Raw genomic sequence first — 16,135 nt, 5'->3', positions numbered from 1 at the left:
AAAACTATTGATTTGACATCCCTATTATGGGACCATATTTAAGGCCCGGTTGACGCTCACAGGGTGGTGAGCAGATCTCTTCGCAGATCTGACCTTCCTGCAACCTGGGCATCCCCGCATCTTCGGCCGATCGGCCAGGCATCCCCCCGCAATAAAGGAGCACCCCTATGGATTGGCGCGATAAAGCAGCCTGCCTTACCGCTGACCCGGAACTTTTCTTCCCGGTCGGTAACACTGGTCCCGCAGTCGACCAGATCGAGAAGGCCAAATCCGTTTGTGCCCGCTGCAACGTCACGGAGGTTTGCCTTCAGTACGCTCTCGAGACCGGGCAGGATTCCGGCGTCTGGGGCGGCCTCAGCGAAGACGAGCGCCGCGCCCTCAAGCGCCGCGCCGCCCGCGCACGCCGCGCCTCTTAGAGCCTCTCCTCTAGCTTCTGAACGGGCGAGCAGCTTCGGCTGCTCGCCCGTTTTGTTGTATCGCGACGCGGTGCCGCCGGTTGATTCGATCAGTCGAATTCCATGAAGCGCAGCGGGATCTCGATGGTGACTTCTGTGCCGCTGTCCATCATGGTGTGCCAGTCGATCGTGCCGCTGAGCTCACCCTGAATGAGCGTGCGGACGATCTGGGTGCCGAGCCCGGATCCGACCTTGCCCTCCGGCATCCCCGAACCGTTGTCACGGACGCGCACGGTGAGGGTCTCCTCGTTGCGCTCGGCCTCGATGGCGACCTCGCCCTCCCGGCCGGCGAGTCCGTGCTCGACGGCGTTGGTGACGAGCTCGGTCAGTGCCAGGGCCAGCGGGGTGGCGTAGGCGCTGGGCAGGATGCCGAAGCTGCCGGACGACTTCGGGTGCGCCGTGGTGTTGTGCGCGGAGGCCACTTCGGCGATCAGCAGCAGTACCCTGTCGAACACGGCGTCGAAGTCCACGTTCTGGCTCAGGCCCGAGGACAGGGTGTCGTGCACGACGGCGATGGCCGCCACCCGGCGCATGGCCTGGTTGAGGGCCTCGCGGGCGGTGTCGGAGTGGGTGCGCCGCGCCTGGATGCGCAGCAGCGACGCCACGGTCTGCAGGTTGTTCTTGACCCGGTGGTGGATCTCCCGGATGGTGGCATCCTTGGTGATCAGCTCGCGCTCCTGGTGCCGCAGCTCGGTCACATCGCGGGAGAGCACGATGGCGCCGATCCGTTCGCCCCGGTTGCGGATCGGGATGGCGCGCAGCGACACCGTCACCCCTCGGGCCTCGATGTCGGTGCGCCACGGGGCCCGGCCGGTCACAACCAGAGGCAGGGACTCGTCGACCACGGCCTTGCCGGAGAGCAGGCTCGTCGTCACCTCGGCCAGCGACTCGCCCTCGAGTTCGTCGGCGAAGCCCATCCGGTTGAACGCGGAGAGCGCGTTGGGGCTGGCGAAAGTGGTGACGCCGTCCAGATCCAGCCGGATCAGGCCATCCGACGCCCGGGGGGCGCCGCGCCGAGGACCGGTCGGGGCACCCAGGTCGGGGAAGTCGCCGGAAGCGATCATGGCGAACAGGTCGTTCGCGCAGTCGTTGAAGGTCAGCTCCTGACGGCCGGGGGTGCGCGTCTCGCTGAGGTTGGTGTGCCGGGTGAGTACGGCGATGGGCTCCGGAGTGATCTCGGCGCCGCTGGAACTGATGCGGCGGCGCACCGGGATGGCCCTCACCCTGGTGGGGGTCTCCTCGTACCAGTCCGGCGCCGTGGTGTCGATGATCTTCGCGGTGTCGAAGGCCTCGGTCACCTGCTTGCGCCATTCGGCCTTGATCTCCTGGCCCACGAAGTCCCGGTAGAACAGGGTGGCGGCGCTGGACGGCCGGGCGTGGGCGACGGCGACGAAGCTGCCACCGAGCGTCGGCACCCACACGACGATGTCGGCGAAGGCGAGGTCGGCCAGCAGCTGGCCGTCGGAGACCAGCATGTGCAGCCAGTCGACGTCCTCCGCGCTGTTGCGGCCTTGGGCAAGTACGAGATCACTGAGCGTCGACACGTGACCAGCCTATGTGGTGCCGCAGCGGCGGATACGCCATGCTCTCGATATGACCTCTGCTGTTCCTCCGACTCCCGCATCGCCCGCCCGGCGAGACCCGGCGCTCTGGGTGGTCCTGGGCCTGATCATCCTTCTCGTCGCGGTGGCTCTCGTCGTGGTGTTCACCCGGAGCGAGCCCGCCCTCCTCGACGCCGGCACGCCCGGCGGGGTGGTGCAGCGATATTCGACGGCGGTGTTGGACGGCGATGAGACGAGCGCGGCCCGCTACCTGAGCGCTGCCGTACTGGCGGACTGCGACAGCGGGGAGACCGCGGCGGACTCGTCGGCCACCGACGACATCCGGATCAACCTCGTCGACACCACCGAACGAGGCTCGAACGCCGACGTGCGGGTGCTGATCGTCACCTCGTACGGCAGCGGCCCGTTCGGGTCGTCGGAGTATGAAGCAGAGGAGGCCTTCGAGCTGGTGCGGGTCGACGAAGACTGGCTCATCGACGAGGCGCCGTGGCGACTCACCGTGTGCCCGCCCCGCAGCCAGGGAGACACCCCGTGACCGCGATGACGGCGGCGACCTCGCCGCGACCAGGTGCCGCACCGATCGTGCGCAGGGTCGTGGTGTACACAATCCTCTTCGTGCTGGTGGTGCTCACGGCGAGCGGTGTGAGCGACCTGTTGGGCCGGCTGTTCGACGTGGTCACCGGTGAGCAGCTCGCCGGCACCGACACCGTCGGCCTCGCGGTGTCGCTGACCTTCACCCTGATCGCTGGACCGTTGGCGGCGGTTCTGGGCTGGTTCGCCTGGCGCCGCCTGGCCGATCCGCCGGAGCGGGCGTCGCTGGCCTGGGCGTTGTACCTGGTGGGCATGGGCACCCTCGCCCTGGTCGTTTCAGCCACGGCGCTGCTGAGCGCCGTCGCCGCCGCCGTGACCGCTGAGGCCGTCACAGCCGAGACGGCGACGGGTCTGGTCTGGGCGGGCGTGTGGGCCGGGCACGGGTTTGTGCTGCGCCGAACCGACCGGCGGCCCACTCGGCTGCCCGGCACCGCCGCGGTGCTCGGCGGCACGTTCGGGCTGGTGATCGGGGCCGGCGGCGCGGTGACTGCGCTCACGATGCTCGTGGACGAGGCCCTCGCCGTCGGGCTGGGCACGGATGGTGCGGCCGGGTCAGTGGGGTCGCCCTGGTGGACCGGTGCCGTGCAGGCCCTGGTCTGGGCGGCCGGCGGCGCTCTGGTCTGGTGGTGGCACTGGCGCCGCGACGGTGGCCGCACCGCCGGGACCGCCCTGGCCGGGGTGGCCCTGGTCGGCGTCGGCATCCTGGGTGGTGCCCTGCTGACCCTAGCCGGTACCGGCACCGTCGTGTTCGTGCTGCTACGGCTGGCCGTCGACCGCACCGACGCCGTTGCGGTGGTGTGTGAGCCGCTGGGGCCGGCGATTGCTGCAGCCCTCGTCGGCGGCCTGATCTGGGTCTATCACCGCGGGGTGGCGCGTCGGCGGACCGCCGCTGTGCGCCAGGCGAGCACCCTCGTGACCAGCGGAATCTCGCTGGTCGCCGCCGCGACCGGGCTCGGAGTCATCGTGAACGCGCTCCTGGCCACCGCGACCACTCCGCTGTCCGGGTCGGACCCCCGCACCCTGCTGCTCGGCGGCATCAGCTCGCTGCTGGTCGGCGGGCCGGTGTGGTGGCTCACCTGGCGGCCGGCCACCGGGCCGGCGGCCGACCCTCGCCGTTCCGCCGGCCGCAGCGTCTATCTCGTGGTGGTATTCGGCATCAGCGCCATCGTCGCCCTGATCACACTCCTGGTCATCGGCTTCCGGCTCTTCGACACCGTTCTGGCCGGCGACCCCGGACTCCTGGACCGTATCCGAGCGCCCCTCGGATTGCTCGCGGCCACCGCTCTGGTGGCGGGATATCACTTCACGGTCTGGCGCCAGGACCGAGCCGCGGTCGCCGCGACCGCTCCCCCGGCTCCGCCTGCCAGCGCCCCGGCCGCCCCGCCGGCCGGTGTGGTCGGCGAGCTGGTGCTGGTCATGGGTCCCGGCGCGGAGCCCGTCGTGACGCATCTGCGCCGACTCACCGGTGCACCCGTGGTCTATTGGCAGCGGGCCGGCGGGACCGCGGTGTTGCCGAATCCGGCGCACGTCGAGCAGGCCCTGCACGGCGTCAGCGGCGACAGGGTCCTGCTGATAGTCGGCGTCGACGGCACACTCACGGTGATCCCGGTGGCGGCGGCTCAGGTGGCCTGAGCCGTTCGCCGCCAGGCGAAGACCCGGCGCCACGGCCGCCGGGCGGGGTGGGCATCCGGGGCCGGCAGCAGTTCGTCGCGGACGAGGGCGAGGATGCCCAACCGGGCCGGTGACCGCGGCGCCGCGTCCCGCAGGGTGCGCCCGGACAGCACAGCGGCATCAACTCCGGCCTGGTCATGCGGCACCAGAACGGCCGCGTCGATGCCGCCGAACCGCCGCAGCGCACTGCTCACCTGGGCGGCGGGAGCCGGGCCGACGGCGCTGGAGCGCACCCTGTTCATCACGACGTACACCCGATGGGTGCTGATCACGTCGGTGAGATCGCTCCAGGCGCGCAGGAACCTGGCCATGCCCACAGGGTCGGCCAGACCGCAGGCCACCACCCGGTCGGCGATCCCCAGGGCGGCCAGTGTCGCCGCGTTGCGGCGGGGCGCGAACAGGTCGCTCGAGATCTCCTCGTCGCTCTCCAGACTGAACCCCGTGTCGAGCACCACGTAGTCGGCCCAGCGCCGCAACGCCGAGATCGTGCCGCTGACCCGTTCCGCCGACAACTCGGGCCACCTGGACGGTCGTCCGATCCCGGTCAACACCCAGAAGGCGCCCCGTGGCGAGTTGTAGCGGTGGGCGATGCGTTCCAGTTCGACCGGCGTGAGGGTGTCGGAACCGGACAGCCGGCAGGCCGCCGCGAATCCAGGCGCCTCATCGAGGAGGCCCAGGCTCGGCGCTATCGAACCGCTGTAGGTGTCGACGTCCGCCAGCACCACGGTGTGACCCGCGGCCGCGATCTCGGCCGCGATGTTGATGGCCAGGGTGGTGCGGCCGGGAGCCCCGGACGGACCCCACACTGCGATCACGGTGCCCGATCCGGTGAGTCCCGCGGTGACGTCGTCGGTGAACGCGTGCGGGTCCGACTCGAATGCGTCGGATGCGTACGGGTCGGATGCGTACGGGTCGCCGGCCGCGGAGTCGGCGGTGGGGGTCTCGGCCCTGGGTCGGCGGCGGGCCCGACGCGCCTCCGGCCGATCGGCTCGCCGGCCCTCTTTCGCCCGTCGTCCGGAGCCGGACCGTCGGGGCAGTACGGGAGGGACGGCGTCGGGCGGTGGGTCATCGTCGATGCGCAGCGGGATATCGCCGCCCTCCGTCAGCACGCGTTCGATTTCGGCCCAGGCGGCCTCGGCGTCGACGACCTCGTGCAGCCCGAGCTCGGCGGCGTAGCGGCGCTCCGCTTCCGTCGCGGCGAGGGCGACGACGCGGATGCCGTTCGCGTCGCTGGCCGCGAGTACCTCGATGGTCAGGGTGCCGGCCGTTGCTCCCACTATCAGCGCCTCTGGGTCGTGCCGGTCGATCGCGGCGAGCAGTTCGCGCACGTTCGCCGGCCGGGCGACGATCACGTGCCCGTGCTCGATGATGTCGGCGAGCAGCCGGTCCTCGGTCTCCCGGTCCAGGGCCAGGGCTAGCAGCGTCATCGTCAGCCTCCGATCGGGGCGTTCACGGCCACGAGGGACAGCGCCTCGTCGTTGGCAATCGCCTCCAGCACCGCCGCGACCTTGTCCTTGGGCACCAGCACCTCCACGGCTCGGCCGTCACCGGACTGGATCAGTCCGGACGGCTCCAGGATGCGCACGATGGCCGCACGACCGACGAGGACGGCCGGAGGGCCGAACAGGCCGCTCTCGACCTCGCCGGCTGACCACACATCCACGACGGACCCGGCCGCCAGGCTCGTCGACAGCCTCCCGCGCAGGTCGAGGACCAGGCTCGTGACGGCCTCGCCCGCCCGGGTTCCCACGGCGGCCGCCGGGACGAGTTCGCCGGCGGTGACGGTGCGCGTTACGACCAGGCCGTCGGCGGGGACCAGGGAGGGGGTGAGGTACAGCTCCACAGCCGCCCCGATCCGCACTTCGGTCTCGACCAGGTCGGCCGCGTCCAGACGATCGCCGACGGCCAGCGGCACCCTGGCCGCATACACCGCGACGGTGCGGTCGCTGCCGGCCACGACGACACTGACCCCGACGATGGAGGCCACGACGAGAACCAGGCCGAGTGCGAACCGTGGATCGAACCAGAACCGGGTCTTCGTCGATGTCGTCGGTCGGCCCGAACCGGCCGGCTGTCCTGTCCTCATCCGCGCACCTCGTCCACTGTCTTATCCACTGTCTCGCTTATCCACTGTCTCGCCAGGTTCAGGCTGGCTACCATCGTGACGGGACCTGGAGCAGCGCGCTGAAGTTATCCACAGGTCGTCGGCTCACCCCACGGGATCGGCGAACACGACGGATAATCGTTCTCATGAGCGATCCCGTATCCTCCGCATCGGTGGGCCGATTCCTGACGCTCGCCGACACCGCCCAGATCCTGAATCTCTCGCTCGCCGCCGCGAATGATCTGGTGCGAACCGGTGAGCTGCCCGCCATCCGCATCGGCGCCGCCGGCGCCTGGCGGGTGGAGCGGGTCGTGCTCGAGTCATACATCGAGGCGAAGTACGAGGAGGCCCGCCGGCTGTCGCTCTGGGAACAGTCCGACTTCGGCAACATCCCCGAGCTGTCCGGGGGCCGGATTCTGCGCCCCGACGAGCTCACCGATCCCCCAACGGGCGACGACACCACGCCCTGATCGTCTCAGTCCAGGCGCACCAGGTGGATCTGGTTCAGCGGCACGATCCGGTACTGCCGCACCTCACCGGCCCGCCTAAGGGTACCCGGCGCGTGCACCGCCAGGTCCACATGATCCCGGCCCACCCTGTCGATGGTCCCGGTCACCGGCCCCACCCCGGTCTGGATCTGCAGGCTCTTGCGGCGCCGGCACAGATCTCGCAGAACGAACGAGAGGCCGATGCGGTCGACGAGCCGGGCCGGCGCCCCCGTCTCGACCGCCAGCGAGTCCGGCACCTGATCGGGCTGCAGGATGACTGCGCCGATACCCGCAAACGGGAGTATGCACTGCGGGCTGCCGGTACCGGCTTCGAGGAGGTCGGCGGCCAGCCAGTCCCTGCCGAATGTGGTCGGTCGCACCGTGAGGACCTGGCCGTCGACAAGCACCACCCTGAGCACCCGTGACGGCGCCGGACCGTTGACCACGCCGGTCAGCCGTTGACGGAGCGCCAGCCGGCCCAGGCGCAACCGCTCCTCCTCCGCGCGCAGCTCGAGGTCCTCGGCGTTCAACTCGTTCTCGAGCTGACTTTCGAGGTCGTCGAACAGATTGTCCCAGCGCACACCCCGACGGTAGTCGGCTGGCCGCCTGCGACGCTGACGTTATCCACAGCCGCCCGGACAAGCCTAGACAGACCGGTTTTCGGGTGGTTGAGTGTCGCCCAAGGCCTCAGCCGTCTCGGGGTCGATCCGGTGTTCCACCCGTTAGACAGCCACAACAGCCCGCTCTCCTCGTCGACACCACGGATCCATGCATCTGGAGCAACCCATGAGCGATCCACTTGCCGAGCCCGACCCCCTGCTTTCGCCGTCTGCGAACGGCCCCAATCCCCGGGGCACTCCCCCCGGCGCGGCCGCTCCCGACGTCACCCGCGAGTCCGCCGAGGGATTCCAGTCCGACGACTTCTTCGACCATCAACCGACGTCCCGCGCCGTGCTCCCCGATCCGGAGCCCCTGCTGATCAACCTCACCCGGTGCGTCATCGAGGTCCTGGCCGGCGCCAGGGAGCTCGACCAATTGGCTCGCTGGGTGAGCGACGACGTCTACAGGCACCTGCTCAAGCGGGTGGTGCTCTCGGCCAGGGCCCGCGCGGTCAAGGGGCAGCGCGCGCAACGCCCCGCCATCACGATCGGCCGGGTGAGCATCAACGAACCCAGGGACGGCATCATCGAGGCCGTCGTGATCGTGCACAGCAAGGTGCGCGTGCGCGCCGTCGCGGTGCGCCTGGAAGGGCTGGACAACCGCTGGCGGGCCAGCGCCATCAACGTGCTCTGACCCTGCGGACGCCCCTGCGGCCGGCCGACTGTTGCCCGAGCGGACAACTGTGCCCGGTGTACCGGACGCAATTGTCCGCACCGGGCCCAGTTGTTTGGCCGCGTGCTGCTTACTTCTTTTTGCCCTGGGTGCGACGCTCGGCGCGGTTGTTGGCCGCCGGGGTGTCGGACTCGGCGCGCTGGCCGAAGGCACCGCGCTGCGGCGGGCCGGCCGGCACGGCCGGTTCAGCGTCGGCGACGGCGGGCGCGGCGGCGCGGCGGGCACGGTCCGTCGCGGCCTGCTGGATCTGGCCGCGCTGGTTGCGCACCTCGACTCCGCCGGAGTCGCTCGGGGCGGTGTAGCTCAGCTTCTCCTGGCCGGATTCGGCCGGAGGGGTCAGGCCCTTGGCGGCGACGATCGGCGCGTCGACGGCACCGGCCGGCTGGGACACCTCGACCTCGAGGTTGAACAGGAACCCGACGGTCTCTTCGCGGATCTGGCCCATCATCTGCTGGAACATGGCGAAGCCCTCACGCTGGTACTCGACCAGCGGGTCGCGCTGCGCCATTGCGCGCAGGCCGATGCCGTCCTTGAGGTAGTCCATCTCGTAGAGGTGCTCGCGCCAGCGCCGGTCGATGACCGAGAGCACCACGCGGCGTTCGAGTTCGCGCATCGCGGGTGAACCGAGCGATTCCTCACGGCGGGCGTAGGCGACCTTGGCGTCGGAGATGATCTCCCGGCGCATGAAGTCACGGTTGATCTTGCCCTTGTTGCCCGCTTCGGAGATGACCTCGTCGATGGTGAGGCCGACGGGGTAGAGGGTCTTCAGCTCGGTCCACAGGGCGTCGAAGTCCCAGTCGTCGCCGTTGCCTTCGCCGGTGTGGACCTCGAGCACCTCGTCGATGACGTCTTCGAGGAACCGCTGGGTGCGTTCGTGCAGGTCGTCACCCTCGAGGATGTGCCGTCGGTCGCTGTAGATCGCTTCGCGCTGGCGGTTGAGCACGTCGTCGTACTTGAGGACGTTCTTGCGGATCTCGGCGTTGCGGCCCTCGACCTGCGACTGGGCGCTGCGGATCGCACGGCTGACCACCTTGGACTCGATGGCCATGTCGTCGGGAACACCCTGGCGGCCCATCAGGCTTTCGGCGGCGCCGGCGTTGAACAGGCGCATCAGGTCGTCGGTGAGCGAGAGGTAGAACCGGCTCTCGCCCGGGTCGCCCTGGCGACCGCTGCGGCCGCGCAACTGGTTGTCGATGCGGCGGGACTCGTGGCGTTCGGTGCCGAGCACGTACAGTCCGCCGGCGGCGATGACTTTGTCGGCCTCCTCGGAGACCTCGGCCTTGACGGCGGCGAAGACGTCGTCCCACTCTTTTTCGTATTCGTCCGGTGTCTCGACCGGGCTCAGGCCCTTCGCGTTCATCGCGGCGACGGCGAGGAATTCGGCGTTGCCGCCGAGCATCACGTCGGTGCCACGGCCGGCCATGTTGGTGGCGACGGTGACCGAGCCCAGGCGGCCGGCCTGGGCGACGATCGCGGCCTCGCGAGCGTGGTTCTTGGCGTTGAGGACCTCGTGGCGCACGCCCTTCTTCGCCAGCAGGCGGGAGAGGTATTCGCTCTTCTCGACGCTCGTGGTGCCGACCAGGACCGGCTGTCCGTTGGCATGGCGCTCGACGATGTCCTCGACGACCTGGCCGAACTTGGCCTCTTCGTTCTTGTAGATCAGGTCGGACTGGTCGATGCGCTGCATCGGCTTGTTGGTGGGGATCGCGACGACGCCGAGCTTGTAGGTGCTCATGAATTCGGCGGCCTCGGTCTCGGCGGTTCCGGTCATGCCGGAGATCTTCGAGTACAGGCGGAAGTAGTTCTGCAGGGTCACGGTGGCCAGGGTCTGGTTCTCGGCCTTGACCGCGACGCCTTCCTTGGCCTCGATCGCCTGGTGGATGCCCTCGTTGTAGCGGCGGCCCATCAGGATGCGGCCGGTGTGCTCGTCGACGATGAGCACCTCGCCGTTCATCACGACGTAGTCCTTGTCCTTCTTGAACAGGGCGTTGGCCTTGATGGCGTTGTTCAGGAACGAGATCAGCGGGGTGTTCGCGGATTCGTAGAGGTTGTCGATACCGAGGTAGTCCTCGACCTTTTCGATGCCGGGTTCGAGCACTCCGACGGTGCGCTTCTTCTCGTCGACTTCGAAGTCCTCGTCGACGACGAGGCGCTTGGCGAGGCTGGCGAACTCGGTGAACCAGCGGTTCGCCTCCCCCGATGCGGGTCCGGAGATGATCAGCGGGGTGCGGGCCTCGTCGATGAGGATCGAGTCGACCTCGTCGACGATCGCGAAGTAGTGACCGCGCTGCACCATGTCGCTGGCCTGCCAGGCCATGTTGTCGCGCAGGTAGTCGAAGCCGAACTCGTTGTTGGTGCCGTAGGTGATGTCGCAGGCGTACATCTCGCGACGCTGCGCGGGGGTCTGTCCGGAGACGATGCATCCGGTGGTCATGCCCAGGGCGCGGAACACGCGGCCCATCAGTTCGCTCTGGTAGCTGGCCAGGTAGTCGTTGACCGTGATGACGTGCACACCACGGCTGGTGATGGCGTTGAGGTAGGCCGCCGTGGTGGCGACCAGGGTCTTGCCCTCACCGGTCTTCATCTCGGCGATGTTGCCCAGGTGCAGGGCCGCGCCGCCCATGAGCTGGACGTCGAAGTGCCGCAGGCCCAGGGTGCGGGTGGAGGCCTCTCGTACGGCGGCGAACGCCTCGGGCAGCAAATCGTCCAGCGACTCACCGCCCGAGTAACGCTCACGCAACTGCACGGTCTCGTTCTTCAGCTCCTCATCACTGAGGGTGCTGAAGTCGTCTTCCAGCGCATTGATGGCCTTTGCGTAGCTCTCGAGTCGACGCAGAATGCGCCCCTCGCCAACACGAAGAACTTTTTCCAGTATTCCGGCCACGAATGCACTCCACTAGTCGTCACGGCGTGCGAACACGCCTGTCGTCCGGTCGGACGCACGTAGCGCCGACCTAGCCGGCAACTATAGCAATGCTAGTTGGTCAGGAGCTGGACCCGCTGGACACTGACGCCAGCTCTCTCGCTGCGTCGGAGTTCGGGTCCAGTTCGATGACACCGTAATCCCAGCCCTTGCGCCGGTAGACGACGCTGGGCCGGTTGGATTCGGCATCCTGGAACAGGTAGAAGTCGTGACCGACGAGCTCCATGAAGTACAGGGCGTCGTCCACGGTCATGGGCGCGGCAGAGAAGACCTTGCGACGTATGACCACCGGGCTGTAGACCTCCTCGGCTTCTTCGGTCTCGCCGGCCTCGTCGGAGACGACCTGGATCGCCCCGGTGCGCACGCGCTCCAGGGTCTCGACGTCGGCCGGGACGATGTCGATCACCGCGAAACCTGACGACGACGCCTCATGCAGCGAGGTGGGCCGGTGCGCGCCCCCACGGTGCACCTTCCGGCGGTCCTTGGCTCGACGCACCCGTTCCAGGAGCCTGCCGAGGGCGATGTCGAAGGCCGCGTACTTGTCGCTGCCCTCGGCTTCGGCCCGGACGATGGGCCCCTTGCCGATGAGCGTGAGTTCGACGCGGTCGTTACCGGCGGCGCCGCTCTTCTCGGTGTGACGACTGACCTTGATTTCCAGGGCGAGGGCCTTGTCGGCGAGGCCGGCGATCTTCTCGGCCTTCTCCGTCGCATATTCCCGGAAGCGATCAGTGATCCCCAGGTTGCGTCCAACGATGTTAGTTTCCATGACGACCTCCAGATCTGGCGAACCGCCCCTGATCCGGGCGATTGGTACGCGCCTTTGGCACAACCGTAGTCGTGCCAGCTGGATAAGTCACAGCTTTTGTCAATCAGTTTCCCGTGAACGATGAATGTCGGGATGGTGCCGTCGTGTTTCCGCGACGGTCGCCGCTCCGACCACCTCACCGCCGGCCTGTCGGAGGGCGCGCCGGGCCTCCAGGAGGGTGGCGCCTGTGGTCACGATGTCGTCGACGAGCAGGATCCGGCTGCCGGCAAGCGGCCTGGTCGCCACCAGCGTGCCGCTGCGGTTGTCCATCCGCTGCTGCCGGCCCAACCCGACCTGGTCCGCGACGCCGGCACGCGGCCGCAGGAGCGCGCTCCCGCGGAGGCCGGCCCGGCGGAGGAGCAGGTCGACGGGGTGGAACCCGCGCGCCCGCCAGGCCCGGCGGGAGGACGGCACGGTGACCAGCACGATGCCACTGGAGACCTGGGTGTGCTCTGCGGCGACCAATGCCGCCCCCACGGCCAGGCGAAGCGCCACGGCGAGCGCCGGAGCGGCATCCGTTCGACCGCCGTCCTTGTACGCCACCAGCACCCTGCCCACCACGCCGGTGTACTCCAACGCGGACCAGACCGTGAGGTCCTCCCGGTAGACCGCCCTCGGCTGGGCACGCAGCGCGCTCAGGCAGGCGGCGCACAGCGCCCGGTCCGGCGTGCCGCAGCCGCTGCACTGGGTGGGCATCAGCACTGCCCAGGCATCGAGGACGGCGGCACGGGTTGCCGCGCGCACCGTCTGCATCACCCCTCGGTCGCTGGTCATCCGGTCAGACTCGCGCGTCGGGGTGATCCCTGCGACCTGACGCGCTCACCTGTGCACTGTCGGCGGCCGCGGCGGCTGGGGAGGAGGGCCGGCTCAGCCGCCGGTACCCTGCTGGGTGGCCACGAGGGTGACCGCGTCGATACGTTCCTGCCAGCCGATGCCGCGCTGCACCAGGAGTGACCCCTCCACGGACAGCGCCCGCAGGTCGCGCAACAGGTTGCTGCCCGTGATCGAGCGGATTCCCGTCGACGACTCGAGCTGCTCGCTGGTGCCGCCGATCTCGTGGGAGACGACGCGACTTTCTCCGTCTGGCTGCAGGCTCAGGTACGCCACCGTTGCCTGGTCGACCCAGGTCGCATCCATCGGGATTCCGGCGTCGGTGGCCAGCTGCACGGGGTCGCCCAGGCCGACCGGAGCGCCGTTCTCCCGCAGCACACCGGCCACCACGAGGCGCAGCTCGCCGGCCGCGCTCAGCAGCGCGATCACCCGGGTGCCGTCGCGGGAGACCTTGAGCGCGGTGATCGCCGAGGAGTCCAGCCAGGGCGTCGGAATGGCCTGCGCCGCTCCCTGAGTGTTGTACACGAAGAGCTCGTTGGGCCGGTCTCCCGGCACCGACCAGACATAGCCGGAGCCGTCGATGGACGGGGCGATGAGGTTCTGCCGCGGATCGAGCAGCCTGGCATCCTCGCCCACCCTGACTCCGTAGACCCCGGTGGCGGTGAGGGCGGCGGCCGCCGTCTGCGACGGCGACAGCGTGACCGCGCTGGGTGCGAGGGCGGCGACGGACTCCGACAGCCCCGGCAACAGGTTGATCGTCTTGCCGGTCGCGGCAAGGAACCCGAACTCGCCATCGCGCAGCACGAGGGCCCGCGCATCCACCCGGGGGTTCACCACGGGTTCGTTCGCGCCGAGAGCGGCGATGTCCTGAGAGTTCCGGTTGATCGTGACAGTGACCGTGAGCCCGCTGGGCAGGCTGTTCTCCAGCTGGCTCTTCATCCGCTGCAGGGTCAGCCTGTCGGCGTTCAACGCCTCGCTGTTCAGATCCACCTTGGCGTCCCTGGCCACCACGGTGACGGCGTCGGCGGTGAGGGCGGTGCCCTCGGGGAACGCCGACGTCACCGCGCCGGCGAGCCACTCACTGGGTCCGCTGAGCACGCCGTTGACGATCTTGGTCGGCAGGGATGTCCCGCGCGGGTACCACCGCACGTCGGGCACCAGGAATTGGAAGTCCGGGTCGAAGAAATAGAGCGACTGGGCGCTGAAGACGTCCTCGAAGGTGTTCTGGTCGAGAACGGTGCCGTTGGGCGCCGCACTGATCCGCCACTCGCCGTTCACCTGCGCGAACTGGTAGCGCAGTTGCACGTTCGCCGACGCGGCGTCGCCGTGGTACTCACCGATCGCGTTGACCTCGGCCACCGGTCGCACGGACACGAGCATGGTGCTGTCGTCGACGGGCACAACGATGCGCCCAGACCCGTCTTCAACGGTGACACCGGTGTCGGACTTCCAGGTGTCGCTGAAATCCGCCGTCAGGAACTCCCTGGCGATCTCGTAGTTGTTGTCCGGGCTGGTGGCGGCACCGATGAATCCGGTCAGGATCTCCTCCATCGAGGCCCCGTCCCGTGGCCGGTCCGGCAGGAAGACCGGGGCCGGGTTTTCCCCGGCCACCACGTCCTGGCCGGTCTGCACTGCCCCGGTGCGCGGAATGCTCGAGCAGCCGCCGAGCAGGAGGGCCATCGCGGTGACGACGGCGACGAGCCTGGCCGGGCTACGCATGGTGGTCTCTTCTCGGTTCGGCGTGGGGCGACACGAATCCGGCGGTGTCGGCATCCGCCGGCGGCAGCGGGTTGGGCGACACCGTCAGCGCGACGCCGGTTGTGCGGGGCAGGGTCAGTCTGAAGCAGGACCCGGCGCCGGGACTGGACCAGACCTGCAGCCAGCCGCGGTGGGCGGCGGCATCCTCGAGGGAGATGGCCAGGCCGAGCCCGGTGCCGCCGATCGTGCGTTTGCGGGACGGGTCAGCCCGCCAGAACCTGTCGAACACGTGGGTGATCTCGGCCTGGGTCATGCCCATTCCGTAGTCCCGTACCGACAGCGCCACCGCCGATTCGTTGCTGTCCACCGACACGACGATCGGTTTGCCCTCGCCGTGCTCGATGGCGTTGCCGATGAGGTTGTTGACGATGCGGCGCACCCGTCGTGGGTCCATCTCCGCGGCCAGATGCCCGCCGGGCGCGGCCAGCCTGATCTCGCTCCCCTTGGAATCTCCGAGCGAGCGCATGCCGTCGATGACGTCCTCCGCCAGATGCACAAGATTGGTGGGTTCGGATTCGAGCTCGACGGACCCGGCGTCATAGCGGCTGATCTCGAGCAGGTCCGCCAGGAGCAGCTCGAAGCGTTCCACCTGGGTGTGCAGCAGCTCCGCGGTGCGTTCGGTGGCCGGCGGGAAGCTGGCCCGCTGGTCGTAGAGGAGGTCTCCGGCCAGGCGGATCGTGGTGAGAGGGGTGCGGAGCTCGTGCGAGACGTCGGACACAAAACGTTGCTGCACCTCGGACAGGTCGGCCAGTTCCTTGATCTGGCTCTGCAGGCTGTCGGCCATGCCGTTGAACGAACGGGCCAGCGTCGCGATCACGTCCTCGCCCTTTTCGGGGATCCGCACGCCCAGGTCACCGGAGGCGAGTTTCTGGCTGGTCTGGGCCGCCACCTGGATCGGGGCGACCACGAAGCGCACCACGATCCAGGTGACCGCTCCGATCAACACCATCAGGGCCAGGCCGGCGCCGCCCAGGGTCCGCTGCACGAACAGCAGCGTCGATTCGGCGTCGGCGAGGCTGTACCCGATGTACAGCTCGTAGCGCCCGGCGACGGGGACCGTGATCTGGGAGCCGACGACGATTCCGGGCACCGACGAACCGTCGTCGGAGGCCAGAGTCACCGATTGCCAGAACTGCCCGTCGGCGTCGTCCTGCACGGCCTCCCGGATTTCCGGCGAGATGACCGCGGTGGATGATCCGAACGTCGAGGAGTCCTGGGGTGCCACGGTCGACGATTCCTGCCCCGGCACCCTGAAGACGGCGACCAACCGGCTCGACGACGCGGCGGAGATCGACGTGCGGGCTGACTCCAACAGCGTCTGCACCTGCACCCGGTCGACGGCATCCGAGGAGTCCAGGATTCCCTGGGCGGCGCTGGTGGCCCGGTTGGAGTCCACCAGAATCTGGGTCAGCCGCGACTGGAACAGGTCGTTGCCGACACTGACCGACATGTACACGCCGACCAGTCCAATGGCGGCGCCCGACGCCAGAACCGTGATGGCGACGGTGCGGAACTGCAGGGAGGAGCGCCAGCTGCGCCGCAGCTGCTGGGCCAGGCGGCGCCACGATCCCCACGATCGCCAGTCCAGCCTCCACACGTCCAACCGCGCAGCCAC

At 69.0% G+C, this 16,135-nt stretch carries 14 protein-coding genes; 5 read left to right on the top strand and 9 right to left on the bottom strand.

Annotated features, from left to right (window positions below):
- The first annotated feature begins 167 nt into the window (after positions 1 to 167).
- Complete coding sequence (locus tag B7495_RS03370; protein WP_035837005.1) at positions 168 to 416, top strand: WhiB family transcriptional regulator; 249 nt, start codon at positions 168 to 170, stop codon at positions 414 to 416.
- A gap of 89 nt (positions 417 to 505) precedes the next feature.
- On the opposite strand, the gene B7495_RS03365 is transcribed toward B7495_RS03370, so the two are convergent.
- A complete protein-coding gene (locus B7495_RS03365; RefSeq protein WP_088455328.1) occupies positions 506 to 1,999 on the bottom strand; it encodes a sensor histidine kinase in 1,494 nt (497 codons plus the stop codon).
- Between the two features lie 49 nt (positions 2,000 to 2,048).
- Between B7495_RS03365 and B7495_RS03360 the strand changes: the two genes are divergently transcribed.
- Together B7495_RS03360 and B7495_RS03355 are read left to right on the top strand one after the other, a co-directional pair.
- On the top strand, positions 2,049 to 2,552 hold the full coding sequence (locus B7495_RS03360) for a hypothetical protein (RefSeq protein WP_088455327.1): 504 nt from the start codon (positions 2,049 to 2,051) through the stop codon (positions 2,550 to 2,552).
- A 5-nt stretch (positions 2,553 to 2,557) separates the two neighbouring features.
- Positions 2,558 to 4,240: a DUF5671 domain-containing protein gene (locus B7495_RS03355; RefSeq protein WP_088457874.1), complete on the top strand. Its 1,683-nt coding sequence runs from the start codon at positions 2,558 to 2,560 to the stop codon at positions 4,238 to 4,240.
- Here B7495_RS03355 and B7495_RS03350 read toward each other — a convergent pair.
- Both B7495_RS03350 and B7495_RS03345 read right to left on the bottom strand, forming a co-directional pair.
- The gene (locus B7495_RS03350) at positions 4,228 to 5,706 is read right to left on the bottom strand and encodes a septum formation inhibitor-activating ATPase (protein WP_088455326.1); all 1,479 of its coding nucleotides are present in this window, start codon (positions 5,704 to 5,706) and stop codon (positions 4,228 to 4,230) included. The genes B7495_RS03355 and B7495_RS03350 overlap by 13 nt on opposite strands.
- Before the next feature lie 2 nt (positions 5,707 to 5,708).
- Positions 5,709 to 6,365: an SAF domain-containing protein gene (locus tag B7495_RS03345; protein WP_088455325.1), complete on the bottom strand. Its 657-nt coding sequence runs from the start codon at positions 6,363 to 6,365 to the stop codon at positions 5,709 to 5,711.
- 164 nt (positions 6,366 to 6,529) lie between these two features.
- Here B7495_RS03345 and B7495_RS03340 point away from each other — a divergent pair, with 164 nt between their 5' ends.
- Positions 6,530 to 6,853: a helix-turn-helix domain-containing protein gene (locus B7495_RS03340; protein ID WP_088455324.1), complete on the top strand. Its 324-nt coding sequence runs from the start codon at positions 6,530 to 6,532 to the stop codon at positions 6,851 to 6,853.
- A 5-nt stretch (positions 6,854 to 6,858) separates the two neighbouring features.
- Here B7495_RS03340 and B7495_RS03335 read toward each other — a convergent pair whose 3' ends face one another.
- Complete coding sequence (locus B7495_RS03335; protein ID WP_088455323.1) at positions 6,859 to 7,452, bottom strand: hypothetical protein; 594 nt, start codon at positions 7,450 to 7,452, stop codon at positions 6,859 to 6,861.
- A gap of 205 nt (positions 7,453 to 7,657) precedes the next feature.
- On the opposite strand from B7495_RS03335, the gene B7495_RS03330 reads away from it, so the two are divergent.
- Entirely contained in the window at positions 7,658 to 8,164 is a 507-nt protein-coding gene (locus B7495_RS03330; RefSeq protein WP_174776453.1) for an Rv3235 family protein, read from the top strand.
- Positions 8,165 to 8,273: 109 nt separating this feature from the next.
- Here B7495_RS03330 and secA read toward each other — a convergent pair whose 3' ends face one another.
- The 5 genes from secA to mtrB form a co-directional block, all read right to left on the bottom strand.
- Complete coding sequence (secA, locus tag B7495_RS03325) at positions 8,274 to 11,087, bottom strand: preprotein translocase subunit SecA (protein ID WP_088455322.1); 2,814 nt, start codon at positions 11,085 to 11,087, stop codon at positions 8,274 to 8,276.
- 100 nt (positions 11,088 to 11,187) lie between these two features.
- Positions 11,188 to 11,892 carry a ribosome hibernation-promoting factor, HPF/YfiA family gene (gene hpf, locus B7495_RS03320; RefSeq protein ID WP_088455321.1) on the bottom strand — a complete coding sequence of 235 codons (705 nt, stop codon included), beginning with the start codon at positions 11,890 to 11,892 and terminating at the stop codon, positions 11,188 to 11,190.
- A 99-nt stretch (positions 11,893 to 11,991) separates the two neighbouring features.
- Positions 11,992 to 12,705 (bottom strand): ComF family protein, encoded by a 714-nt coding sequence (locus B7495_RS03315; RefSeq protein WP_240632376.1) that lies wholly within the window; start codon positions 12,703 to 12,705, stop codon positions 11,992 to 11,994.
- A 93-nt stretch (positions 12,706 to 12,798) separates the two neighbouring features.
- Positions 12,799 to 14,481, bottom strand: a complete 1,683-nt coding sequence (locus B7495_RS03310) for an LpqB family beta-propeller domain-containing protein (RefSeq protein ID WP_165787988.1) — start codon at positions 14,479 to 14,481, stop codon at positions 12,799 to 12,801.
- Positions 14,474 to 16,135: an MtrAB system histidine kinase MtrB gene (gene mtrB / locus B7495_RS03305; RefSeq protein ID WP_240632375.1), complete on the bottom strand. Its 1,662-nt coding sequence runs from the start codon at positions 16,133 to 16,135 to the stop codon at positions 14,474 to 14,476. Before mtrB ends, B7495_RS03310 begins: the two co-directional genes overlap by 8 nt.

This window comes from Cryobacterium sp. LW097, assembly GCF_002205495.2.
Classification (GTDB): Bacteria; Actinomycetota; Actinomycetes; order Actinomycetales; family Microbacteriaceae; genus Cryobacterium; species Cryobacterium zongtaii.
Note: the sequence above shows the minus strand (reverse complement) of the source record. Positions and strands in the feature narration are given on the sequence as shown.

Excerpts from the sequence above, each read along its gene's own strand:
- B7495_RS03370 (WP_035837005.1), top strand. The coding sequence starts at position 168 with ATGGATTGGCGCGATAAAGCAGCCTGCCTTACCGCTGACCCGGAACTT.
- B7495_RS03345 (WP_088455325.1), bottom strand. The coding sequence starts at position 6,365 with ATGAGGACAGGACAGCCGGCCGGTTCGGGCCGACCGACGACATCGACG.
- B7495_RS03355 (WP_088457874.1), top strand. The coding sequence starts at position 2,558 with ATGACGGCGGCGACCTCGCCGCGACCAGGTGCCGCACCGATCGTGCGC.
- B7495_RS03310 (WP_165787988.1), bottom strand. The coding sequence starts at position 14,481 with ATGCGTAGCCCGGCCAGGCTCGTCGCCGTCGTCACCGCGATGGCCCTC.
- B7495_RS03350 (WP_088455326.1), bottom strand. The coding sequence starts at position 5,706 with ATGACGCTGCTAGCCCTGGCCCTGGACCGGGAGACCGAGGACCGGCTG.
- B7495_RS03315 (WP_240632376.1), bottom strand. The coding sequence starts at position 12,705 with ATGACCAGCGACCGAGGGGTGATGCAGACGGTGCGCGCGGCAACCCGT.
- B7495_RS03330 (WP_174776453.1), top strand. The coding sequence starts at position 7,658 with ATGAGCGATCCACTTGCCGAGCCCGACCCCCTGCTTTCGCCGTCTGCG.
- B7495_RS03360 (WP_088455327.1), top strand. The coding sequence starts at position 2,049 with ATGACCTCTGCTGTTCCTCCGACTCCCGCATCGCCCGCCCGGCGAGAC.
- hpf (WP_088455321.1), bottom strand. The coding sequence starts at position 11,892 with ATGGAAACTAACATCGTTGGACGCAACCTGGGGATCACTGATCGCTTC.
- B7495_RS03340 (WP_088455324.1), top strand. The coding sequence starts at position 6,530 with ATGAGCGATCCCGTATCCTCCGCATCGGTGGGCCGATTCCTGACGCTC.